Origin of the sequence: Streptomyces sp. CC224B (assembly GCF_030010595.1) — a bacterium.
Classification (GTDB): Bacteria; Actinomycetota; Actinomycetes; order Streptomycetales; family Streptomycetaceae; genus Streptomyces; species Streptomyces longispororuber.
In genome coordinates this window covers 21,920-44,043 of the sequence record NZ_JASCXL010000078.1, presented here as the reverse complement: position 1 = coordinate 44,043, position 22,124 = coordinate 21,920, and the positions used below count along the sequence as shown (strand labels likewise).

Below are 22,124 nucleotides of genomic sequence, written 5' to 3'. Positions count from 1 at the left end.
CTTTCAGCGCCGATGGTACTGCAGGGGGGACCCTGTGGGAGAGTAGGACGCCGCCGAACTATTGTTGAGAGAAAGCCCCCGTGCCATTGGCACGGGGGCTTTCTCGCGTTGTACCGCTGTTCTGCTGTATCCGGTCGCGGGGAATGTCCGTTCCGGGTCAGGCGGGGCGTACCAGCTTGGTGTCGTACGCGAGGATCACCGCCTGCACGCGGTCGCGGGCGCCCGTTTTCGCCAGGACGCGGCCCACGTGGGTCTTCACCGTCGACTCGGCCAGGTGCAGACGCGTGGCTATCTCCGCGTTCGTCCAGCCCTGGCCGATGACCGTGAGGATCTGGCGCTCCCGCTCCGTCAGGGAGGACAGCCGGGGGTGTGCGGCCGGGTCCCCGGGGGTGTCGCCGTGCTCGCCGGCCGGCAGGTGCTCGGCGAAGGCCTCCAGGAGACGGCGGGTGAGCCGCGGCGCGACCACCGCGTCGCCCGAGGCCACCGCGCGGATCCCCGAGAGGAGCTCCTCCGGCAGCGCGTCCTTGATGAGGAACCCCGAAGCCCCGGCGCGCAGGCCCGCGTACGCGTACTCGTCCAGGTCGAACGTCGTGAGGATGAGGACGCGGGACGGGCTGCCCGACACGACGACGCGGCGGGTGGCCTCGATGCCGTCCATGTCGGGCATGCGGATGTCCATCAGGACGACGTCCGGGCGCAGTCGGTCCACCAGGCGGACGGCTTCCGTGCCGCTGCCGGCCTCGCCCACCACCGTCATGTCGTCCTGGCTCTCAAGGAGCATGCGGAAGCCGAAGCGCTGCAAGGGCTGGTCGTCGACGATGAGGACGGTGGTCATCGAGCGGTGTCCTTCGGGGCGGTCGGGGCGGTGGTCTTCGGGAGGTGCAGGCGGACCTGCCAGCCGGACGCGGGGAGCGGCCGCGGGCCGGCCTCAAGTGTGCCGCCGTACAGGGAGGTTCGCTCCTGCATGCCGGTCAGTCCGCGACCTGAGTGACCCGCGGGGCCTGGGTGGCCCGCGGGGTCCGCGAGTTCCGCGCGGCCCGTGTGCCCTGCGAGGCCCGAGCGGCCCGTGCGGCCCGAGCAGCCCGTGTCCGTGATCGTGACCGTCACGCCGTCCTCCGCGTACGCGATGTCGACCGCGGCCGTGGCTCCCGGGCCGCCGTGCTTGAGCGTGTTCGTCAGGGCCTCCTGCACCACCCGGTACACCGTGAGCTGCTGCCCCTGGGGCAGCGCCACAGCGCGGCCCCGGACCGCCGTGCGGACCGGCAGGCCCGCGGACCGTACGCCGTTCACGAGGCGGTCCAGGTCCGTCAGGGACGGCTGCGGCGTGAGCGCGGCCGCCTCCGGGACGTCGTCGCGCAGCACGTCGAGGAGGCGGCGCAGCTCCGCCAGGGCCTGACGGCTGGTGGAACCGATGGCGTCGAGGGCCTTGGCGGCGTGCTCGGGCGACTTGGCCGCCGCGTACCTGCCGCCGTCGGCGAGACCCGTGATCACCGACAGGTTGTGGCCGATGATGTCGTGCATCTCGCGGGCGATCCGGGTGCGCTCGGCGGCCGCGGCGAGCTGGGCCTGCTGGTCGCGTTCGACCTCCAGGCGGTGGGCCCGCTCGACCAGGGCCTGGGTGTAGTCCTGCCGCGAGCGGACGGCGATGCCGAGGAGCGCGACCAGCGCGTACGCCCACACCTGCGGCACGATCTGCTGGTCCCAACTGCCCCGCGGGTAGCGCACCGTACCGACGACGAGCGGCGCCAGCATCAGCGCGCCCGCCCGGCCCAGCGTGCGGAGCGGCAGCCGCAGCGCGATGTTGAAGAGGACGATGAGCTGTACCAGCGCGACCTGGAGCATCGCGCCCGTGCCGCCGTTGACCGTGCCGAACAGCACCATCACGGCGAGGGCCGCCATCGGCCGGCGGCGCCGCCACAGCAGCGGCACCGTCAGGCCGAGCGTCGTCACCAGGACGAGCCAGCCGGGTACGCCCGTGTTGTGCGCGATGTTGCGCCAGCCGCCGCCCGCGAAGTCGATGAGGCCCGCCGTGACGAAGAAGCCGGTCACCAGCAGGTCCCAGACCAGCGGGCGGCGCCGGTCGACGGCGCGCACCCGCTGGACGAGGCGCTGGACGTGCTGGGTGAGGGGGTGCGGGTCGTGGGCCACGGGCTCATCCTCGTCCACACGTACGGTTCCCTTCAGGCCTACGGTTCCGGGCCCGCTCACGGTCCGCGTCCTGTGCACGGTTCGTGTCGTGCGTACGGTTCGCGTCACGCGTACGGTCTCGGTCACACGTCGCGGCGTCGCAGCAGGAACGACGCCGCGGCCAGGGTTGTGAGGGCCCACAGGACGAGGGTGAGCAGGGCCGGGCCCGGGGCGAGGGTGTCCTGGACGCGGGTGAGCGAGCCGAGCGACGTGGCCGCCTGGGCGGGGAAGTGGCGTACGACGGCGTCCACACCGCCGAACGGCAGCGTCGACACGATCTCCGGTACGACCAGGACCGCGCCGACGAACGCCCCGATGCCGCCGGGCACCGACCGCAGCAGCGCGCCGAGGCCGAGGGCGATCAGGCCGAGCAGGGTGACGCCCGCCGCGTTGCCCGCGAGGGCGCCGAGGACGCCGGAGTCGGTCAGGGCCAGCTCCTTGTCGGTGTCGGCCAGCCAGATCTGGGCCGTGAGGAAGGTGGCGACGTTCGTGACGAGGCACAGCGCGAACGCGACCGCCGTGAACACCGCCGCCTTCGACCACAGGACGGGCAGCCGGCGCGGGACGGCGGTCAGCGAGGCGCGGATCATGCCCGTCGCGTACTCGCCCGCCGTGACGAGGATGCCGAGGACGGCGAGGCAGATCTGGGAGAGCTGGGTGCCGAGGAGGACGAAGACGACCGTGTCGACGTCGGAGTCGTCGCCGTCGTACGTGCTGCCCATGGTGATGCCGACCGCAAGGACCAGGACGGCCGCCGCGAACAGGGTGATCCAGGTGGTGCGCAGCGTCCACAGCTTGTGCCACTCCGAGCGCAGCACACGGGCCGGGGTGATGCGGTAGGGCGTGGGGGCGGGGGCGGTGGTCGTCATGCCGCTGCTCCTTCCCGCGCGGTGGCGTCCGGGGAGGCGGCCTCCCGGGGTGTGGCGCCCGGCGTGCTGTACTCGACCGCCTCGTGCGTGAGGTCCATGAAGGCCTGCTCCAGCGACGCGGTGTGCGGGGTGAGTTCGAAGAGGGGGACGGCGTGGGCGGCGGCGGTGCGGCCGATGTGCTCGGCGTCGGCGCCGCGGACGTCGAGGGTGCCGGGGGCGGCGCTCTCGACGGTGACGCCGGGGCCCGCGAGCAGCTCGGCCAGGCGGGCCGCCTCCGGGGACACGACCTTGACGGAGCCGGTGCCGGACTCGCGTACGAACCTCTCGACCGTGGTGTCGGCGAGCAGCCGGCCCCGGCCGATGATGATCAAGTGGTGGGCGGTGACGGCCGTCTCGCTCATGAGGTGGGAGGAGACGAGGACCGTGCGGCCCTCCGCGGCCAGGGTCTTGAGGAGGGTGCGGATCCATAGGACGCCCTCCGGGTCGAGGCCGTTGACGGGCTCGTCGAGGACGAGCGTCGCCGGGTCGCCGAGGAGCGCCGCCGCGATGCCGAGGCGCTGGCCCATGCCGAGCGAGAAGCCCTTGACGCGGCGGCCCGCGACGTCGGCGAGGCCGGTCACGCCGAGGACGTGCTCGACGCGGGAGCGCGGGATGCCGTGGGTGTGGGCGAGCGCCGTCAGATGGTGGTACGCGGAGCGGCCCGGGTGCAGGGAGCGGGCCTCCAGGAGGGCGCCGACCTCGGTCAGGGGCGCGCTGTGCGTGGCGTAGGCGCGGCCGCCGACGGTGCACCGGCCACTCGTGGGGGTGTCCAGGCCGAGGAGCATGCGCATGGTCGTGGACTTGCCCGCGCCGTTGGGGCCGAGGAAGCCGGTGACGGTGCCGGGGCGGACCTCGAAGCTGAGGTGGTCCACGGCCGTCCTGGGGCGCTTGCGACCGCCCCCGTAGCGTTTCGTGAGTGCGTGAGCCCTGATCATGGGTCGATGGTGGCCCGGGGGCGGGAGCCGGCGCGTCGGACCGGGGGACCGGGCCGGGGCCTGGCGTAGTACCGGGGTACGACGGCGGGGGCCTGGGCGGGTGGAGGCCGGGCGGAAGCCTTGCGGGCGGGTGTCCGCCGGGCGGGAAACGCGTTGCGGGCGGCGGGTGCGGCCCGCAAGATCAGTGTATGGAGCACCTCATACGACCCGTGCGCGGCGACGAGTGGCGGCAGGTCCGTGCGCTGCGGTTGCTGGCGCTGCGGGACCCCGCCGCCTCGATCGCGTTCCTGGAGACCTACGAGAACGCCGTCGCGAAGCCCGACGCGTACTGGAAGGACCGGACGGCGGGTGCCGCCGGGCCGGGCGGGACGGTGCGGCAGTTCATCGCGGAGGGCCCGGACGGCGGGTGGGCGGGGTCGGTCACCGTGCTGGTCGAGGAGCCCGGCGCGGGCAGCGTCCTCGGGCCCGGCGGCACGGTGCCGCAGGCGCACCTGGTGGGGGTGTACGTGCGCCCCGAGCACCGGGGCACGGGGTTGACCGAGGCGTTGTTCCAGGCGGCGGTGGAGTGGGCGCGGGCGCCGGAGGGGGCCGGGGTCGAGCGGGTGCGGCTCTTCGTCCACGAGGCGAACGGGCGGGCCGAGGCCTTCTACCGCCGGTTCGGCTTCGTCCGCAGCGGGGAGGCCGTGCCGGTGCCGGGGGATCCGTCGGCGCTGGAGTACGAGATGGTGCTGGCGTAGCGTCCGGGCCCGCCGGGGCTCCGGGGCTGGCGGGCGGGTCGGCCCCGCCGGGGCTCTACGTCCGGCAGGCGGGTGGTCGGGGCGCTGCGTCCGGCGGGCGGGTCAGCCGGGCAGTTCGTCGTTCGGCCAGCGGGCCCGGCCCTGTTCGCGGGAGCGGATCAAGGCGAGCGTGGGCATGCCCTGGTCGGCCCCGGTGGTGAGCAGCTCCGGCAGCTCGGGCAGCGGGGCCACGGCGGCGACGTCCTCGAGGACGAGGGTCAGTGGTGGGTCGAGGCGACCGGAGGATGACCGTTCGGCCATGCGCCGGCCGCGCTCGACCACGCTGGAGGCGAGCGCCGTGAGCAGCGGCATCGCGCCGGGGTTCGTCTTGGGGTCCTCGATAGCCTCGCCCACCACGAAGAGCGTGCCCCCTTCGTCGACGAAGGAATCCAGGCCGACGGAGTCCGCGCGGTGGGGCGTGCAGGACTCCCGTACGTTCACCGTGAACAGGGCGGACAGGGCGCGGGCCGTCAGTTCCTGGGCGATGTCGCGGCGCTCGGGGTGCGCGGTGAGCGCCGACTCCAGCTCACCCGCGGCGCCCGACGCGGCCTTGGGGTGGGCGCGCAGGACGCGGACCGCCTCCTGGACCTGGGTGCCCTGGGCCCAGCGGTGGACGTGCTTCACGGAGCGGCCGTCCACGGCGGCGGCGTGCAGGAAGCTCTTGAGCAGGGTCTCGGCGGTGTCCGCCACGGCGGTGTCCAGCTTGGCGCCGGGCCTGATGGGGGCCAGCAGGGCGCGGGCGCGGTGGGTGGCCGTGGCCCTGTCCTCGCAGCCGGCGGTGGGGGACCAGTGGAGGCGGGCGGGGGTGTCGCAGAGGTGGGAGGGGTCGTAGACGAGGACCGGGCCCAGTTTGGCGCGGGCGTCCTTGGTCTCCTCCCAGAGGGTGGGGTCGGAGGTGATGACCACTGCTGCGGATTCCGCTGCCGCGAGGGTTTCGGCGGCGAGGGGGCGGCGGGTGTTCGGGGGGCCCAGGAACAGGGGGCCTGCGGCCGCGTAGGCCGAGGTGACCGTGGTGCTGGGCGCTCCGGCTGGGGGTGCGATGGGCTCGGTGGCAGTGGAGGCCTCAGTGACAGCGGTGCTGGGCACCTCGGGCTGTGCCCACCCTCCCCCAAGCTCTCGGCTTCGCTCGAGCAGGGGGGACCCCCATCGCCCCGCGGGACGACTGCCCACAGCAGGGTCGCCCGCAGCAGGGGCGCCGACAGCCGGGTCGTCGACAGCAGGTGGTGCCGCGGGGCGCTCGTCCGTGGGCGGGGCCGGTGTGGGGTGCTTGTCCGTAGGGGGAGTAGCGGGGGGCGTAGGTGCGGGCGTGGCGGGTGGGGGCTGTTTCTGGAGGGGGGTGCCTGTGCGTTGGGCTCTTCGTACGGCTCGGAAGCGGGTCACCGTGCCCAGGACGAAGATGGCCAGGACGATGAGGACCATCACCTGGCCTATGACGAAGCCCCAGAACAGGCCGTAGCCAGAGAGCTGGTCGCGGGGGGTGGCGGGCCAGGCGCCCGCGATGTCGTGGGGCTCCTGGATGAGGTGGCGGACGGCGGGCGGGGTGTTGTTGAACGTGACGTGGTCCGGCCAGGAGCCGTGGGCCCACAGGGCGGCGATGCCGGTCGCCGACCACATGAGGACGACCATGCCGAGCACGAAGACGAGGACGCCCACCAGCAGGGCGTCGGGGACGCCGCGCTCGCGCCGGTCCTGGTACGCGCGCCCGTGCCGGTCCGGGTAGCGGTCCCGCTCCATCAGGCCACCGTCGACCGGGAGCCCGCCGGGCCGTCGCCCATCTGCCGTTCCATGTACGCCGCCCTTTCCTCCGCCTCCCGTTCGGCCGCGGCCAGGGCGTCGTCGGCGAGCCGGTCGCTCGCGGACTCGGTCATGGCGCGGTCGGTGAAGACCAGGGGGCGTTCCGTTTCCGTGACGAGGTGCTTGACCACCTGGACGTTGCCGTTGACGTCCCAGACGGCGATGCCGGGGGTCAGGGTGGGGATGATCTCGACGGCCCAGCGGGGCAGGCCGAGGACGCGGCCCGTGGCGCGTGCCTCGTCCGCCTTCTGGGCGTAGATGGTGCGGGTGGAGGCCATCTTGAGGATGGCCGCCGCCTCCTTCGCCGCCGCGCCGTCGACCACGTCCGAGAGGTGGTGGACCACCGCCACGAAGGACAGGCCGAGGCGGCGGCCGAACTTCAGCAGGCGCTGGAAGAGCTGCGCCACGAAGGGGCTGTTGATGATGTGCCAGGCCTCCTCGACCAGGAAGATGCGCTTCTTCCGGTCGGGGCGGATCCAGGTGTGCTCCAGCCAGACGCCGACGATCGCCATGAGGATGGGCATGGCGATGGAGTTGCGGTCGATGTGGGAGAGGTCGAAGACGGTGAGCGGGGCGTCCAGGTCGATGCCGACCGTGGTGGGCCCGTCGAACATGCCGCGCAGGTCGCCGTCCACCAGGCGGTCGAGGACCAGGGCCACGTCCAGGCCCCAGGCGCGTACGTCGTCTATGGCCACGTTCATGGACTCGGCCGACCGCGCTTCGGGGTGGCGCAGCTGCTCGACGATGTCGGTGAGGACGGGCTGGCGGTCGACGATGGTCTCGTTGACGAACGCGTGCGCGACCTTCAGCGCGAAGCCGGAGCGCTCGTCCAGGCCGTGGCCCATCGCGACCTCGATGATGGTGCGCAGGAGGGCGAGCTGGCCGGTGGTGGTGATCGCCGGGTCCAGCGGGTTGAGGCGGATGCCCATGTCCAGGGCGGCCGTCGGGTCGAGCCGGACGGGTGTGATGCCCAGCTCCTGAGCGATGAGGTTCCACTCGCCGACGCCGTCCTCGCCCTGCGCGTCCAGGACGACGACCTGGCGGTCCTTGAAGCGGAGCTGCCTGAGGACGTACGTCTTCTCGAGCGCGGACTTGCCGTTGCCGGACTCGCCGAGGACCAGCCAGTGGGGGGCCGGGAGCTGCTGGCCGTAGAGCTGGAACGGGTCGTAGATGTAGCCCTTGCCGGAGTACACCTCGCGGCCGATGATCACGCCGGAGTCGCCGAGGCCGGGCGCGGCCGTCGGCAGGTAGACCGCCTGGGCCTGCCCGGTCGACGTACGCACCGGCAGCCGTGTGGTCTCGACCTTCCCGAACAGGAACGAGGTGAACGCGTCCGTGAGGACGGTCAGCGGATCCCGCATCGCACCTTCACACCCTTAACCGTTGGCCTGGTCGTCGACCCGTCGTGCGGTGGCCGCGCGCGGTGGCGCCGCTGTCGCGGCCGTGCGCCGTCGCGGGTCATCGGCGGATGCCGGTCGCGAACGGCAGCGTGTTCACAAACGCCCGGTGGTGCTCGCGGTCGCACCACTCCAGCTTCAGATACGACTTGCCGGCGGACGCCCTTATCGTGCGCTTGTCGCGGGCGAGGGCCTCGGGGGAGCGGGAGGACACCGTGATGTAGCCGACGAGGTTGACGCCGGCGGCGCCGCTCGCGAGGTCCTCGCCGCGCTGGTCGAGGCGGGAGTGCGAGGCGACGTCACGGGGGTCGACGGTGCGGTTCATCTTGGCCTGGCGGCTGGCCTCGGCCTCGTCGTTGGTCTTCTCCGTGAGCATCCGCTCGATGGCGATCTCGGTGGGCTCCAGGTCCATGGTGACGGCGACCGTGCGGATCACGTCCGGGGTGTGGACGAGGAGCGGCGCGAGGAAGTTGACGCCGACGGGCGTCATCGGCCACTCCTTGATCCAGGCCGTGGCGTGGCACCAGGGGGCGCGGGTCGCGGACTCGCGGGTCTTCGCCTGGAGGTACGTCGGCTCCATCGCGTCCAGCTCGGCGGGCCAGGCATTACGTTTCGTCATCGCCTGGATGTGGTCGATGGGGTGGTCCGGGTCGTACATGGAGTGGATCAGCGAGGCGAGGCGGCCCTGGCCGAGCGGCTGGCGCACCCGGATGTCCGCCTCCTGCAGGCGCGAGCAGATGTCGGTGAGCTCGCGGGCCATGACCACGGCGAGCCCGGCGTCCCGGTCGACCTTGCGGGCGCCGCCGGAGCGGGCGGCGCGGGCCATGGCCTGGGCCTCGGCGGCCAGTTCGCGCGAGTAGTGCATGCACGCGACGAGGTAGGCGCGGTGCTGCTCGCTGCTGGTGGACACCATCGACTGGAGCTGGTCGTAGCTGTGCTGGAGCCAGGGCTGGGAGCGGTCGTCGCCGCGGGCGGCCACGTCCTTGGCGTGCGCGTCGGGGTCGGCGGGCAGCGTACGGGCGAGCATCTGGAGCCGCGTCACGAAGCCGTCGCCGTTGGCGACGTGCTTGAGCAGGGTGCCGAAGCGGTCGACGAGGGCTTCCTGGTCCTCGCTGTCGCGCAGGCCGACGCCGGGGCCCTCGATCTCTATGGCCGCGGTGACGGTGCGCCGGTCGGCGTGCAGGAGTACGGCGATCTCGTCGGGGCCGAAGGGCGCGGCCAGCCAGCTGATGCGGCCGATGCCGGGCGGCGGGCCGATCTCCACCTCGCGCCCGTCGAGCCGTACGCCCGCCTCCGGGGCGGCGGAGCGGTAGGCGGTGCCGCGGCGCAGGGACCGCTTGTAGGTGCGGTTGATCTCGTACCACTTGTAGAACGTACGGCCCTTGTACGGGACGTACACCGCCGCGATCGCGAGCATCGGGAAGCCGACGAGCAGCACGATGCGCGGGGCGAGGAACGGAATGAGGATGCCGCACATCATGCCGAGGAACGCGCCGACGATGATCAGGGCGATCTCGCCGGTCTCGCGGTTGCGGCCGATGATGGCGTTCGGCCGGGCGCGGCCGATGAGATAGGTGCGGCGGGGCGTGACCGGTGGGGACACATGGGACTGGGTCGTCAACGCCCGTCACCTCCTGTGCTGTTCGTACCGCGGTCGCCCGCGTGCGGGGTGCTGGACGGGCTCGTGCGGGGCGGGGGGACGGCGGAGGGGGCGCTTCCGCCGCCGTTCTGTGCGGGGCCCGGCTGCCGGTGGGCGTGCGAGGACAGGCCGCTGCCCACGGCGTTGGCGGTGGCGGGCTGGGGCGGGGCGTCGCCGCCGCCGGCCTTGCCGCCGCCCGCCTTGCCGCCGGGGCGGGAGCTGTGGGTGCGGATGCCCTGGGCGACCCAGGCGGCGGGCGAGTTGAGGGCCGTGGCGGCGCGGTTCTCGGCGCCGCGCATCAGGCGGTTGTTGCGGGTCGCCATGATGTCGTCGCCGAAGCCGGGGATGAACCGGTAGATGGAGGCGCTCGCGAAGATGGCGAGCAGGATCACCGAGAGCCCGGAGACGACGGCGGACAGCGAGTCGGGGCCGTCCTCGCCCTGGAGGGCGCCCGCGACGCCGAGGACGATCACGATGATGGGCTTCACCAGGATGATCGCGACCATCAGGCCGGCCCAGCGGCGGATGCGGCCCCAGGTGTTCTTGTCGACGAGGCCCGAGTACACGACCGTGCCGAGCAGCGCGCCGACGTAGAGCATCGCGGCGCGGATCACCAGCTCCAGGCAGAGGATGCCCGCGGCGGCGATCGACACGGCGGACACGACGATCAGCATGATCGGGCCGCCGCCGATGTCCGTGCCCTTGTCGAGGGCCTGCGAGAACGTGCCGAAGAACTGGTCGGTGTCACCGCCCACGGACTTGGCGAGGACCTCGGACACGCCGTCCGTCGCGGACACGACGGTGGACAGGATCAGCGGCGTGAACGCGGAGGCGAGCACCGTCAGCCACAGGAAGCCGATGGCCTCCGACAGCGCGGTGAGCAGCGGCACGCCGCGCACGGCCCGCTTGGTGACGGCGAGCAGCCACACGATGAGCGTGAGGATCGTCGACGCGGCGAAGACGACGGCGTACTGCTGGAGGAACTTCTCGTTGGTGAAGTCGACCGCGGCGGTGTCGTTCACGTACTCGGTGAGCTTGTTGACGATCCAGGAGGCGGCGTCCCCGAACCCGCGGGCGAGGGAGGCGAGGGGGTCGAGGTTGTCCAGAGCGGGCGTCTCGGGCGGCGCCTTGCGGGCACCACCGCTGCGGCCCTCGCCTTGTTCGCAGTACTTCTTGGCGGGGCCTCGGATGAGTTCGCAGGGGTCGTCGTCGGGCGCGGCCGAGGCGCGGGTGGCGAGCAGCAGGACGACGGTGTGCAGTGCCGTCACGGTGGCTGTGAGCGTGACGGCGCGACGACGGGTGCTACCGGGCATAGGTGAACCCTCCGTACTCCTCGACGGCCTTCGCCATGTCGTCCGCCGTGGAAGCCCGTTGATCACGCCCGACCGGGACGGGACCGTCCTGCTGTTTGAAGTCGGCGACCTTCCAGTCACCGCCGGACCAGCGCATGTCGTAGGTGTTGGTGAACCAGCTCTCCGTCACGGGGTTCTTGGTGTCCTCGCCCGCGAGCCCGAAGAGCGAGGAGTACCAGATCTCGACCGTCGCCGAGTTCCCGTCGAACTTGGTCACCTTGGTGCCCACGGGGATGATGCGGGAGATGAACGTCGTGCCGCTCGGCGCCGTACCGTCGTCGCGCAGGCCGATCCTGTTCAGGAACGACTTGTTGTTGTACACCTTGTCCAGGCCGGGTCGCCGGGTGGCGGCGGCCTGCGGTGTGTACACCGTGTCGACGATCCGGTGGCGCTGCTCCTCGTCGAACATGTCGGCGGAGCCGAGGGCCACGGCGTAGTTGGCCGTGGCGCTCTGCACCCCCTGCTCACTCTTCGCGAACCCCGACGGAATCCCCCCGTTCCTGCCGCTCACCGGCTTCTCGCCGGTCGGGGCCGTGGGGGCGGCCTCCGTGCCCTTGCCGTCGCCGCGGCCCCCGCCTCCGTCGTCCGAGGAATTGTCCCGGTTCGCGAAGGCGATGGCCGCGATGAGGAGGACCACCACGCCGACGACGGTGACGAGGCTCCGGGAGGGGGCGCGGCCGCCGGGGCGGCCCGGTCTGCGGCCGGGGCCGTAGCCGTCCGCCCCGCCGCGCTCGGGCAGCCGCGTCCGGGTCTCGCCGGTGCCGCCGAAGAGGTCATCGTCATCGCTCATGCCGCGTACGCCCCCTCAACCTCTTCCTTGACCGCCACGTCCATCAGGTGCGCCGGATACGACGGTAGCCGTGCTGCTCGCCGCGCGGGCGCGGTGTGGTGACTCGACATCAGGGAGTTGCAACCTCAGCCGGTGGGCACGACGGACGGGGGAGAGAAGGGGGACGGGGGGAGAAGGGGAGCGGGGCGGGGGTCAGACCGCCATGCCGTACACGATGGTGAACAGCGTGCCGAGCGAGCCGATGATGAAGACACCGGTCAGGCCCGCGATGATCAGGCCCTTGCCCTGCTCCGCGCTGAAGGTGTCGCGCAGTGCCGTCGCTCCGATGCGCTGCTTCGCCGCGCCCCAGATCGCGATGCCGAGGCACAGCAGGATCGCGACCGCCATCACGACCTCGATCATCACGCGCGCTTCGTTGCCCAGGCTCCCGAAGGGACCCCAGTCGGGGGCGATCCCACCGATGATGGTGGTGATGTCGCCCTTCTCGGCTGCCATAAGCATGTGTAACTCACCGCCCCAAGTGGGTTGTTCGTGTACCTCTGCCCGCCCCTGCCCGTCCGGTCACCGTGGTGGCCGGCTCTGCGCAGAGGGCGAAGCTCATTGTCGCCGACAATCAGTCCGGCTGGTGCCGCCTTGTCGCCATTCGTTGGCCGACTTCGTACGTTTCGCCGGACGCCCTCCGCGCCGCCGTCCCTCACGGTGGCGCAGAACGGTATACGAAGGAACGTATGGTCACTCTGTGTACCACGCGGGGTGACCTCCGGCAATGAAGAACAGGCGTGGCCCCTGACGTCGCCTCAGCACCCTGTGCAACACCGCAGTTCGACGGCGCGTCAGCTTCCGCGTCAGCTCCTGCGACGGCTCGCACGGTGGCTTCGCCGGCTTCTGCGGGGCGCCCGCGCGGGGCGGTCTCCGGGGGGCGGTTTCCGGGGGGCGGGCCGGTTACGTCAGGCCGTCGAAGTCTCCGACGCCGCCGCGGACGACGTACGTGCAGTCCGTGTAGCGGTAGCCGCTCTGGACCTTCGCGCCGTCACTGTGGTTGCGGACCAGGCCGGTGCCGCCCGCGCCGCGCTTGTAGAGGAAGTGGTACTCGCCGGGCGGCAGCCGCAGGGTCCGCTGCGGGTAGCCGCGGTCGGCCTTGCAGGCCTTGCTGCGGCCCTCGGCCTTGCTGGAGTACGAGGTGCAGCCCGCGCAGGGGCCGAGCTTGACGCTGCCGGTGGCCGGTCCTGTGAACAGGACCTCGACGGGGCTCGGCCCGTCGTTCTTGACGACGAACTCCTGGCCGGAGCCGGGTCCGCGCTGGGCGGGCAGGCCGCGGCCCGCCTGGGGGCGTTCGGCGGCGACCTCGGCGGCGATGGCGATGGTGCGGGCGCGCTCGCGCCTGCCGCTGTCCTTGTACGTGGTGGCGAAGTCGCGCAGCCGCTGGGCGGCCTCGGTGAACCGGCCGTCCTCGAACTGGTCGACGCCGCAGGCGTACGCGCCCGTCTCGACGGCGCGCCGGGCGTCGGAGGCCACGGCGGTACCGGCCCCGCCGGGCAGCCCGGCGGCGACGGACCGGACCCGCTCCAGCTTCTCCGTGGCCGCGCAGGGGTCGGCCCCCCGGAGGTCGGCGGTGCGGTCGTCGACGGCGTCGCGGAGGGCGGGCACGACCTTCGCGGCGGCGTCCGAGGCCGGGAAGGTGGTCATCAGCTCGCGCAGATGGGTCCCGTCGCCCCGGTCCAGGGCGGTCGCTCCGCACGCGTACAAGGAGGTCGCGAGCCGGTCGTCGGGCCAGGTGGCGAAGCGGCCCAGGCGGTCCTCGCCGACGGTGGCGGGCAGCGTGCGCAGGTACTTGAGCGGCTGGACGGCCTGGCAGTAGCGGCGGTCGGCGTAGGGGCGGGCGACGGACTCGTAGTACGTGCGGAGGCGGTCGGGCACGCGGTCGGCGGCGCGGGAGCCCTCGTGGTCGCGGACGAGGTCGCGGTAGGTGTCCAGGGCGGAGCGGTAGTCGTCCTCGGCTGCGGTGAAGTCCCGCCCGTCCTGGGCCGCGACGAGCCGGTCGGCCTCGGCGAGCCGGTCCAGGAGCATGTCCTCCACGGCTTCGTCCTGCGCGGCCTCGTACGCGAAGGCGCCGCCGGCCGGGACGGCGAGCAGGACGACGCCGAGCCCCGCCGCGAGCGGGGCGCGCAGCCGCGTCCAGCCGATGGCCGTGCGGCGGGCGCGGCGGACCGCGTCGGCGGCGGCGAGCACGAGCACGGTGAGGTAGCCGACGAGGACGCCGCCCGGGACGCCGTCCACGTCCGCGGGCAGCGCGGTCGCGAGCAGCGCGGCGGTCGCCGCCCAGCACAGGGCGGCGGGCAGCCAGGCCCGGAGCAGGACGTACCCGAGGCCGAGCCCGGTGAGGTTGAGCAGCCCGGCGGCGACGGCCCGCAGCGGCTCCGGCGCGGCGGCGGGGTGCGAGGGCGCGGCGGCCGTCGGTTCGAGGATCTCCGGGGGCCCGTAGGGGGTGGGAGGCGCGGGCGGCGTCGCTCCCCCGGCTCCGGCCCCGTGCGGGAACGCCGCCGGGCCCGGCGCGGGCGGGCCGCAGGGCGGGGGCGGGGGCGCGGTGTACGGGGCGGTGGCGGGACCCGTGGGGCTCCCGGCGGTTGGTGGGCCTGGTGTGGCCGGGGTGTAACCGGGCGGCGGGGGAACGGGCGGGCCGAAGCCGGCCGGGGCCGCCGCGTCCTCGGGCGCGGGGCCCGGGCGCGGCCCGGTGCCGTCCTCGGACGGGCGCCGGTCCTCGGGCGCGGGCCTGTTTCCGGGGTCGTTGGGTTCCATCGTCGGCTCCCCCCAGCCGTAGGACGCAGAACACCGCGGGGGCGCGTCCCCTCGCGCCCCGGCCCTCCTACCGTCCGGCAAAGTTGGCGCTCCGTCAATCGCCCGTGACGGTACGCTTCCGGCCGTGTCGTGGCCGGATGGCCACCTCGGGGAGCGCGGAGAGCACAGAAGCCACAGAAACCACAGGGAAGCGGCGGTTTTCAGGGCTCCGGGACGCCCAGCGTCCGCAGAAAGCAGACGCGGTCGAGCCCCGGCCCGTCGTAGCCCCTGTGCGCGCGGTGGAAGGCGATGGACCGCGTGTCCGTGGGCGAGGTCACCGACCGCACCCGCGTGCGCCCCGCCGCCGCGGCGGCCCGCAGGAACGTCTCGTACGCAGTTCCCGCATCTCGGCGGCGCCGCGGTCGGTCCACCAGGCCCGCACGACGGCGACGACGTCCGCGTGGCCGCCGGGCCGGGCGCAGGCGGGGGACGGCGTCCGCGTCCGTCTCAGCAGTCCACCACGAAGTGGTCGAACTCGCCCGCCTGTACGCCGAGCACGAACGCCTCCCATTTCGCGCGCGTGGTCGTGACGACCTGCTCCGGGGTGCTGGTCTCGCGGAGGTGGACCGTGTCGCCGGGGCCGAAGGCGTACTCGATCCAGGGGCCCGGCCCCTCGGCGTCCTCGGGGGCGGCGCGGATCCACTCCAGGTCGGTGGGGAGGTCCGGGGGCGGGTGGGACACGGGCGGGTCCTCCTTCGCGGTCGGAGTGCGGTCGGCGTGCGATCGGAGTGCGGTGGGAGTGTGCGGTCGGAGTGCGGTGGGAGTGCGGTCGGAGTGCGGCTTCGAGTGTCCGTCCGGGCCTGTGGATGATCCACCCCGGCGGGAGGTGCCGCCTCTACACTGTGCGCGGCGGACTCCCGGGCGGCGAGGGGTGGTTGACGGTGCGTAAGACGTGGTTGTTGGCGGCCGTCGCGTTCGGTGGGTCGCTGGGTTTCCTGATGCTGCTCGTGGTGGGGACGTTCGTGGCCGCGGGCTCGCTCGCGGGCAACGGCTCCGGCGGCAGCGTCGGCCTCGCCAAGGGAGCCGTGCCCAGCTCGTACCAGGGGCTCGTGCAGAAGTGGGGCAACCTGTGCAAGGCCATCAACCCGGCCCTGCTCGCCGCGCAGCTCTACCAGGAGAGCGGGTTCAACCCGCGCGCGAAGAGTCCCGCGCGGGCGCAGGGGATAGCGCAGTTCATCCCGGGGACCTGGGCCACGCACGGCATCGACGGGGACGGGGACGGCGACCGTGACGTGTGGGACCCGGAGGACGCCATCCCGTCCGCGGCCTCGTACGACTGCGAGCTCGCCAAGTACGTGAAGGACGCGCCCGGCGACCCGACGAAGAACATGCTCGCCGCGTACAACGCGGGCGCGTACGCCGTGATCAAGTACGGGGGCGTGCCGCCTTACCGGGAGACGCAGAACTACGTCAAGATCATTACCACGCTGGAGAAGAGCTTCGCGCGGCCCGTCGGCCGGGTCAATCCCTCGCAGCAGGCCGCGGGGGCCATCTACTACGCGCAGAAGAAGCTCGGGACCCTGTACCTGTGGGGCGGGAACGGCACGCCCGAGCAGGGCGGCCGGTTCGACTGCTCGGGGCTCACGCTCGCCGCGTACCGCAGTGTGGGCATCGACCTGCCGCGCGTGGCCAACGACCAGTACAACGTGGGGCCGCACCCGAAGCGGGACGAACTGCTCCCCGGCGACCTCGTGTTCTTCTCCGACGACCTGAGCAACCCCCGGGCCATCCGGCACGTCGGTATCTATGTGGGCGGCGGTTACATGATCAACGCGCCCCGGCCCGGCGCGAAGATCCGCTTCGACCCGATCGACACCCCTGACTACTTCGGCGCGACCCGGGTCACCGAAGATGGCGCAAAAGCAGTGCCCAGCGAGCCCCCCGAGGAGCGGGACGAGGAGTCCGAGAAGGGGCGGGACGCGGCGGCCGAGGCGGGTGGTGCACCGCCCCGCAGGCCCTCCGAAGAGCCGTCGGCGACGCCCGGGGGCTCCACGGGCCCCTCGTCGCCCGAGCGCACCGAGGTCTGACCGGCGCCCGGAGCGGAAGGCGTGCGCCCGGCGCACGCGCCGTCCGCACTGGCTGGAACGCTCCCCTGAAACACCCCCCTGAGCTGCGGTGATGAGTCTCTCTTCGATAACGTCTGAGTGATCATTCGGTGGAGAGTGGAACGTAGAGAAGGGGACCGTGCGTTCCCTTGGTTGGAACAGCTTGACTGGTACAGCACGCACTGGCCACGGGGGTTGATGGAGGACGCGTCAGGCGACGCGCCCAGGAGCGAGAAGACAAGGGGCCGCGGCATCATGGCTGGACTCGACACCACCGGGTCGAACCCCGACGTCAGCCTGCTCTACGACATCAACGGCCTGGCGGAGGACTCCCCGGGCTGGTTCGCCCGCACCATGGAGTTCGTCGGCGAGTACGGCCTGCTGCTGGCCCTGGTGCTGCTCGTGCTGTGGTGCTGGTGGGGCGCCCGCAGGCGCGGGACGCTCGACGACGCGGCCTCGTCCGTCGCCGCCGTCGTCTGGGCGCCGCTCGCCGCAGGCGTCGCCGTCCTCGTGAACGTGCCGATACGGAACTTCGTGGAGCGCCCCCGCCCCTTCCGGGACCACCCGGGGCTGGAGGTCCTGGTCGACGGCAAGAACGACTACTCGTTCGTGAGCGACCACGCGACCCTGGCCATGGCCATCGGCGTGGGCCTGTTCGTCGCGAACCGCAGGTTCGGCTTCGCCGGGATCGCCCTGGCCGCCCTGGAGGGCTTCTGCCGCGTCTTCATGGGCGTGCACTACCCCACCGACGTGATCGGCGGCTTCGCGCTCGGCACGGCCGTGGCCCTGCTGCTCTCCCCGCTCGCGATGGCGCTGCTCACGCCGCTCGCCAAGGCGGTCGGCCGCTCCCGCGCGACCGCCCGCCTGGTGTGGGCCGGGAACCGCGGCGTGGAGCCCGTCGCCAGCCTGCCCGAGCAGGAGTCCGCGGGGACCGACGAGAAGGACCTCGCCGCGTAGCGACCGCCGCGGACCCCGCCCCCGGACGCACCACGGCGCCGCCTCAGGCGCACGCCCCCGCCCGCGGGCGCCTACAGCGCCTGCGGGAACGTGAAGAAGCGCGTCGGGTCGTACTTCTCCTTCACCTTCTTCAGCCGTGGCGCCGCCGGGCCGTAGTACGCCTCGCGCCAGTTCCTGAGCGTCGGGTCGGTGTAGTTCTGGTACGCCGCCCCCGACGCGTACCGCCGCATCGCACTGTGGGCCGACGTCAGCCAGGCCTGGGCGCCGGTGCCCGCGGTCCCCGCCCGCCAGGAGACGATGTACTGCGCGAGCATCCGCGAGCGGCGGTGGACGAACGCCGTGGCCGCCGGGTCCACGCGGTTGATCGCCCCGCCGAGCGCGGTCAGGGCGATGCTGCCCGCGGTGCCGCGCTCGCCGCGCACGTGCTCGATCCGGTCCAGCAGCGCCCGGATCCCGGCGGCGGACAGCGAGCGGTCGAAGAAGTCCGAGCGGGCCGCGTACGTCTCGCGGCCGAGCGCGCCGGTCGGGGTGCGGCCCGGCGTTCTGCCGGGCAGGTGGCACTGGGCGTCCGTGGCGAACGACGAGCAGCCCGCGTACACCTCCATCGCCTCCTCGTAGCCCCGGCGCTTCAGGGAGACGCCGCGCGCGGGCGCGCCCACCTTGTCGGCGAGGCGGTCGACGGCGTTCTGCAACGCGCCGTACGTGCCCAGCGAGAACGCGGCCACGGAGACGGTCGGGGTGGAGCCGGGCACGGCCGCGAGGTGCAGCGACGACCAGATCTCGTCCGGCTGCGAAGGCCCCCACGCCTGCCAGGCCTTCACCACGGCGGCGGCCTTCGACCACGGCCAGGTCAGGTACGCGGAGACGGCCCGCGGGGCCGCGTGGGTGCGGAAGGTCAGCTCGGTGACGACGCCGAACTGGCCGTTGCCCGCGCCGCGCAGCGCCCAGAACAGGTCCTTGTGCGCGGAGCTGTCCGCCGTGACCAGCTTCCCGTCGGCGGTGACGAGCGTGGCGGAGGTGAGGCTGTCGCAGGTCAGGCCGTACGCGCGGGAGACCACGCCGTGGCCGCCGCCGAGGGTCAGGCCGCTGATGCCGACCGTGGGGCAGGAGCCCGCCGGGATGGTGACGCCCTTCGCGGCGAGCGCGCGGTAGACGTCGATGAGCTTCGCGCCGCCGCCGACGGTGGCGCGGGAGCCGGAGACGCGGGTGCGGTTCAGCTTGGACACGTCGACGATCAGACGGCCGGTGCCGGAGGACCAGCCCGCGTAGGAGTGGCCGCCGTTGCGGATCGCCACGGGGACGTCGTGGGCGCGGGCGTAGGCCAGGGTGGTGCGGATGTCGTCGGCGTGCGCGACGTACGCGACGGCCGTCGGCTTCAGGCTGTCGAAGCGGGTGTTGTACAACTGGCGGGCCGTGGCCCAGTGGGAGTCGTCCGGCCGGATCAGGGAGCCGTCCAGGTCGCGGGCCAGGGCGCCGAGGTTGGCGGCGGCCGACGCGGCCGCCGTGCGTATCGGCGTGGTGCCACCCGCTGCCCCGGCGCTCACCGCGGCATCCGCGGTCGACGCGCCGCCGCTCGCCGTCCGTGTCCCGCCGCCGCCCCCGCCGGTGCACGCGGCCGCGCCGGCCGTCGCGACCGCGGCCGCCGCCGTGCCGATGAACGTGCGTCGTGCCAGCCCTGCCATGTGACCTCCCGTAGCGTTCCCGCCCAACGAGACGGCACCGGGCTCTGCCGGGTTCCGGCGGGCTCAGGAAGGCGCGCTGTGCGCGTCGGCGTCGGCGCGGGCCTTGCTGCGGGCGCGGCGTGCGGGGCCGCGCCAGCCGCAACTGCACCGGGCGGAGCAGAAGGGGCCGTTCTCGACGGTGGTCGTGCGGTGCGGATCGGGGGACTGCTGCTCGGGCACGCCCCCACGGTACGCCGACCGGGTGAACGCGGTGGCGCGTGACAACACTTCGTACCGGTCGTTATCCGGAACACGGGAGTCGAGCCGGTTGACACGGCTCGACGCGGTTCGGCGCCGGTTGACGCGTGGAGAGGCTGGGGGTCGGCAGAGCGATGGGGCAGCAGGGCAGGCACACGGGCACGGTGGCCGCCGCGGCCGCGGCACTGGGGCTGGTCACCCTCGCCACGGGCTGTGCGGGCGGCGGCGCCGCGGCCAGCGACGACCCGGCCACGCGGGTGCGGGACGCCGCCGACTCGCTGGTGCGCGCGGGCAGTTCCAGGGCGCGTACGACCATGGAGATGGCCAGCGGCGGGACCCGCGTGACCATCCGCGGCCAGGGCGCGTACGACTTCCGGCGCCGGCAGGGGCAGTTCGACGTCGTGCTGCCGCAGGACCCGGCGGCGGGCGGCGGACGCAGACCGCCTGTCACGGAGCTGATGACCGGCGGGGACCTGTACATGAAGAACCGCGGCGCCGGGGTGCCGGCCGACAAGTGGGTGCGGGTCGAGACGTCGTCCCTGCCCGACGGGAACCTCGTCACGGGCGGCGCGACCGACCCGCTCGTCGCCGCCGAGCTGCTGCGCGGCGCCCGGGAGGTGACGTACCTGGGCGAGACGCGGGCCGCCGGGGCCGCCGTACGGCACTACCGGGGCGTGGCCGAACTCGGCCGTGCCGCGGCGGCGGCGTCCGCGCCCTACCGGGACGCGCTGCGGGCGGCGGCGGGGAAAGGGTTCAGCAGGGGCGGGGTCCCCTTCGACGCGTACGTCGACGAGCAGGGGCGGCTGCGCAAGCTCCGGCACCGGTTCGACGTGGCCAACGGACAGGTGGCGTCCACGACGTCGCTGTACGCCTTCGGGGCGCCGGTGCGGGTGCGGCTGCCCGCGGAGCGGGACATCTACACCGGGAAGATCGCCGCGCGCTAGTCGCAATATGGTCCGTCCGTGCCATGCGCGCCACGCGGGCCGCTCCCTACCCTAGGAAACCGGTACCGGCACACAAACCGTGGTCAGGAAGAGGTGGTGAACGTGGTTCCGGTGCGCGGCGCGGCGGTTCAGGACCACGTTGCCCTCGCCGAGATCGAGCTGTGCGGCGAACTGATCATCGCGGCGTCGGCCGCGCGTGGTGAGCGGCTCAGTGCTGACCGGATCGACGAGGTGCTTCGGGTCTCCGACGGGCAGCAGGGGGCTTCCGACGGGCAGCGACGGGACGGCGGCGGCGCGGAAGCCTAGCCTCCGCGAGGCCGCGCCCGGCCGCGCCCGGTCCTGCCGGGCTGGATCCGGCCCGGCAGGGGAGCGAGGGGTCGGGCCTGGTGAGGGACCCGGGCGGGGTCACCGGCGGGGATACCGACGGCGCCAGTGGGGACGGTCAGTGGGGCCCGCGGGGTCAGGTGCGGAGCATGCGGGCGATGGCCTTCGTCGCTTCCTCGACCTTCGCGTCGATCTCGTCGCCCCCCTTGACCGCCGCGTCGGCGACACAGTGCCGCAGGTGCTCCTCCAGGAGCTGGAGGGCGAAGGACTGCAGTGCCTTCGTGCCCGCGGAGACCTGGGTGAGTATGTCGATGCAGTAGACGTCCTCCTCGACCATGCGCTGGAGACCGCGGATCTGGCCCTCGATGCGGCGCAGGCGCTTGAGGTGTTCGTCCTTCTGGTGGTGGTACCCGTGTGTCCGGTGCCCGGCGTCGTCGGCGGCCGTCTGCCCGGTGGCGGACGTCTGCTCGGTGACGGAGGGCGCTTCCGTGGTCGTGGCCGTGCCGGCCGCCTCTGTGGTCGTCATCGCGTCCTCCTGTGCATACCCCTGGTGGGTATAGGGTACTGGATTTCTCGGGTGGTGTGCTGATCACTGTGCCTGATGGGCGACACTGGGGACTGGCCGGTTAGCCGTGGCCGGATGATGCGCCTAGCATCAGCCTGTCCGCATCCAAAGCACCCCGAGGACCCCACGTGCGATTTCGTCTGACCCCCAGGGAGACGAGCTTCTACGACATGTTCGCGGCATCCGCGGACAACATCGTCACAGGCTCCAAGCTCCTGATGGAACTGCTCGGGGCCGACGCCTCGTCCCGAGCCGAGATCGCAGAGCGTATGCGGGCCGCGGAACACGCGGGGGACGACGCGACGCATGCGATCTTCCACCAGTTGAACTCCTCGTTCATCACGCCGTTCGACCGCGAGGACATCTACACCCTCGCCTCCTCGCTCGACGACATCATGGACTTCATGGAGGAGGCCGTCGACCTGGTCGTCCTGTACCAGGTCGAGGAACTCCCCAAGGGCGTCGAACAGCAGATCGAGGTCCTCGCCCGGGCCGCCGAGCTGACGGCCGAGGCCATGCCGCACCTGCGCACCATGGACAACCTCACCGAATACTGGATCGAGGTCAACCGTCTGGAGAACCAGGCCGACCAGATCCACCGCAAGCTGCTCGCGCACCTGTTCAACGGCAAGTACGACGCCATCGAGGTGCTGAAGCTCAAGCAGATCGTCGACGTGCTGGAGGAGGCGGCCGACGCGTTCGAGCACGTCGCCAACACCGTGGAGACCATCGCGGTCAAGGAGTCCTGAGGCCCCGC

The 22,124-nt window shown here is 72.9% G+C and carries 21 protein-coding genes; 6 read left to right on the top strand and 15 right to left on the bottom strand.

Annotated elements, in window-relative coordinates; genetic code table 11:
* Positions 1–157 precede the first annotated feature (157 nt).
* From QK440_RS27740 to QK440_RS27725, 4 genes are all read right to left on the bottom strand, one after another.
* Positions 158–835, bottom strand: a complete 678-nt coding sequence (locus QK440_RS27740) for a response regulator transcription factor (RefSeq protein ID WP_282795967.1) — start codon at positions 833–835, stop codon at positions 158–160.
* Entirely contained in the window at positions 832–2,166 is a 1,335-nt protein-coding gene (locus QK440_RS27735) for a histidine kinase (RefSeq protein WP_282795966.1), read from the bottom strand. Before QK440_RS27735 ends, QK440_RS27740 begins: the two co-directional genes overlap by 4 nt.
* Positions 2,167–2,270: 104 nt before the next feature.
* Positions 2,271–3,056 (bottom strand): ABC transporter permease, encoded by a 786-nt coding sequence (locus tag QK440_RS27730; RefSeq protein ID WP_282795965.1) that lies wholly within the window; start codon positions 3,054–3,056, stop codon positions 2,271–2,273.
* Positions 3,053–4,030 carry an ATP-binding cassette domain-containing protein gene (locus QK440_RS27725; protein ID WP_282795964.1) on the bottom strand — a complete coding sequence of 326 codons (978 nt, stop codon included), beginning with the start codon at positions 4,028–4,030 and terminating at the stop codon, positions 3,053–3,055. Before QK440_RS27725 ends, QK440_RS27730 begins: the two co-directional genes overlap by 4 nt.
* 188 nt (positions 4,031–4,218) lie before the next feature.
* Here QK440_RS27725 and QK440_RS27720 point away from each other — a divergent pair, with 188 nt between their 5' ends.
* A complete protein-coding gene (locus QK440_RS27720; protein ID WP_282795963.1) occupies positions 4,219–4,767 on the top strand; it encodes a GNAT family N-acetyltransferase in 549 nt (182 codons plus the stop codon).
* Between the two features lie 102 nt (positions 4,768–4,869).
* Here QK440_RS27720 and QK440_RS27715 read toward each other — a convergent pair whose 3' ends face one another.
* From QK440_RS27715 to QK440_RS27680, 8 genes are all read right to left on the bottom strand, one after another.
* On the bottom strand, positions 4,870–6,540 hold the full coding sequence (locus QK440_RS27715) for a type VI secretion protein (protein ID WP_282795962.1): 1,671 nt from the start codon (positions 6,538–6,540) through the stop codon (positions 4,870–4,872).
* The gene (locus tag QK440_RS27710; protein ID WP_282795961.1) at positions 6,540–7,961 is read right to left on the bottom strand and encodes an ATP-binding protein; all 1,422 of its coding nucleotides are present in this window, start codon (positions 7,959–7,961) and stop codon (positions 6,540–6,542) included. Before QK440_RS27710 ends, QK440_RS27715 begins: the two co-directional genes overlap by 1 nt.
* Positions 7,962–8,058: 97 nt before the next feature.
* Positions 8,059–9,618 carry an SCO6880 family protein gene (locus tag QK440_RS27705; protein WP_282795960.1) on the bottom strand — a complete coding sequence of 520 codons (1,560 nt, stop codon included), beginning with the start codon at positions 9,616–9,618 and terminating at the stop codon, positions 8,059–8,061.
* Positions 9,615–10,949 (bottom strand): hypothetical protein, encoded by a 1,335-nt coding sequence (locus tag QK440_RS27700; protein WP_282795959.1) that lies wholly within the window; start codon positions 10,947–10,949, stop codon positions 9,615–9,617. The genes QK440_RS27705 and QK440_RS27700 overlap by 4 nt, the downstream gene beginning before the upstream one ends.
* On the bottom strand, positions 10,939–11,778 hold the full coding sequence (locus QK440_RS27695) for a hypothetical protein (RefSeq protein WP_282795958.1): 840 nt from the start codon (positions 11,776–11,778) through the stop codon (positions 10,939–10,941). Before QK440_RS27695 ends, QK440_RS27700 begins: the two co-directional genes overlap by 11 nt.
* Before the next feature lie 192 nt (positions 11,779–11,970).
* On the bottom strand, positions 11,971–12,279 hold the full coding sequence (locus QK440_RS27690; RefSeq protein WP_030689133.1) for a hypothetical protein: 309 nt from the start codon (positions 12,277–12,279) through the stop codon (positions 11,971–11,973).
* A gap of 441 nt (positions 12,280–12,720) precedes the next feature.
* A complete protein-coding gene (locus tag QK440_RS27685; protein ID WP_282795957.1) occupies positions 12,721–14,574 on the bottom strand; it encodes a hypothetical protein in 1,854 nt (617 codons plus the stop codon).
* A gap of 486 nt (positions 14,575–15,060) precedes the next feature.
* A complete protein-coding gene (locus QK440_RS27680) occupies positions 15,061–15,294 on the bottom strand; it encodes a DUF397 domain-containing protein (protein ID WP_282795956.1) in 234 nt (77 codons plus the stop codon).
* A 200-nt stretch (positions 15,295–15,494) separates the two neighbouring features.
* Here QK440_RS27680 and QK440_RS27675 point away from each other — a divergent pair, with 200 nt between their 5' ends.
* Positions 15,495–16,640: an NlpC/P60 family protein gene (locus QK440_RS27675; protein WP_282795955.1), complete on the top strand. Its 1,146-nt coding sequence runs from the start codon at positions 15,495–15,497 to the stop codon at positions 16,638–16,640.
* 273 nt (positions 16,641–16,913) lie between these two features.
* Positions 16,914–17,615 carry a phosphatase PAP2 family protein gene (locus QK440_RS27670; RefSeq protein WP_282795954.1) on the top strand — a complete coding sequence of 234 codons (702 nt, stop codon included), beginning with the start codon at positions 16,914–16,916 and terminating at the stop codon, positions 17,613–17,615.
* Between the two features lie 71 nt (positions 17,616–17,686).
* On the opposite strand, the gene QK440_RS27665 is transcribed toward QK440_RS27670, so the two are convergent.
* Together QK440_RS27665 and QK440_RS27660 are read right to left on the bottom strand one after the other, a co-directional pair.
* Positions 17,687–19,288 (bottom strand): FAD-binding oxidoreductase, encoded by a 1,602-nt coding sequence (locus QK440_RS27665; protein ID WP_282795970.1) that lies wholly within the window; start codon positions 19,286–19,288, stop codon positions 17,687–17,689.
* Positions 19,289–19,360: 72 nt separating this feature from the next.
* Entirely contained in the window at positions 19,361–19,516 is a 156-nt protein-coding gene (locus QK440_RS27660) for a hypothetical protein (protein ID WP_282795953.1), read from the bottom strand.
* Positions 19,517–19,668: 152 nt separating this feature from the next.
* On the opposite strand from QK440_RS27660, the gene QK440_RS27655 reads away from it, so the two are divergent.
* Complete coding sequence (locus QK440_RS27655) at positions 19,669–20,478, top strand: hypothetical protein (RefSeq protein WP_282795969.1); 810 nt, start codon at positions 19,669–19,671, stop codon at positions 20,476–20,478.
* A gap of 96 nt (positions 20,479–20,574) precedes the next feature.
* Entirely contained in the window at positions 20,575–20,784 is a 210-nt protein-coding gene (locus QK440_RS27650) for a hypothetical protein (RefSeq protein WP_282795952.1), read from the top strand.
* Positions 20,785–20,938: 154 nt separating this feature from the next.
* On the opposite strand, the gene QK440_RS27645 is transcribed toward QK440_RS27650, so the two are convergent.
* Positions 20,939–21,328, bottom strand: a complete 390-nt coding sequence (locus QK440_RS27645; protein WP_282795951.1) for a metal-sensitive transcriptional regulator — start codon at positions 21,326–21,328, stop codon at positions 20,939–20,941.
* 167 nt (positions 21,329–21,495) lie between these two features.
* Between QK440_RS27645 and QK440_RS27640 the strand changes: the two genes are divergently transcribed.
* Positions 21,496–22,116 carry a DUF47 family protein gene (locus tag QK440_RS27640; RefSeq protein WP_282795950.1) on the top strand — a complete coding sequence of 207 codons (621 nt, stop codon included), beginning with the start codon at positions 21,496–21,498 and terminating at the stop codon, positions 22,114–22,116.
* Positions 22,117–22,124: the final 8 nt, after the last annotated feature.

What these genes read in the sequence shown, in the direction of transcription:
- QK440_RS27740 (WP_282795967.1), bottom strand. Translation starts at nt 835, where the DNA reads ATGACCACCGTCCTCATCGTCGACGACCAGCCCTTGCAGCGCTTCGGC.
- QK440_RS27730 (WP_282795965.1), bottom strand. Translation starts at nt 3,056, where the DNA reads ATGACGACCACCGCCCCCGCCCCCACGCCCTACCGCATCACCCCGGCC.
- QK440_RS27725 (WP_282795964.1), bottom strand. Translation starts at nt 4,030, where the DNA reads ATGATCAGGGCTCACGCACTCACGAAACGCTACGGGGGCGGTCGCAAG.
- QK440_RS27720 (WP_282795963.1), top strand. Translation starts at nt 4,219, where the DNA reads ATGGAGCACCTCATACGACCCGTGCGCGGCGACGAGTGGCGGCAGGTC.
- QK440_RS27715 (WP_282795962.1), bottom strand. Translation starts at nt 6,540, where the DNA reads ATGGAGCGGGACCGCTACCCGGACCGGCACGGGCGCGCGTACCAGGAC.
- QK440_RS27710 (WP_282795961.1), bottom strand. Translation starts at nt 7,961, where the DNA reads ATGCGGGATCCGCTGACCGTCCTCACGGACGCGTTCACCTCGTTCCTG.
- QK440_RS27700 (WP_282795959.1), bottom strand. Translation starts at nt 10,949, where the DNA reads ATGCCCGGTAGCACCCGTCGTCGCGCCGTCACGCTCACAGCCACCGTG.
- QK440_RS27695 (WP_282795958.1), bottom strand. Translation starts at nt 11,778, where the DNA reads ATGAGCGATGACGATGACCTCTTCGGCGGCACCGGCGAGACCCGGACG.
- QK440_RS27690 (WP_030689133.1), bottom strand. Translation starts at nt 12,279, where the DNA reads ATGCTTATGGCAGCCGAGAAGGGCGACATCACCACCATCATCGGTGGG.
- QK440_RS27685 (WP_282795957.1), bottom strand. Translation starts at nt 14,574, where the DNA reads ATGGAACCCAACGACCCCGGAAACAGGCCCGCGCCCGAGGACCGGCGC.
- QK440_RS27670 (WP_282795954.1), top strand. Translation starts at nt 16,914, where the DNA reads ATGGCTGGACTCGACACCACCGGGTCGAACCCCGACGTCAGCCTGCTC.
- QK440_RS27655 (WP_282795969.1), top strand. Translation starts at nt 19,669, where the DNA reads ATGGGGCAGCAGGGCAGGCACACGGGCACGGTGGCCGCCGCGGCCGCG.
- QK440_RS27645 (WP_282795951.1), bottom strand. Translation starts at nt 21,328, where the DNA reads ATGACGACCACAGAGGCGGCCGGCACGGCCACGACCACGGAAGCGCCC.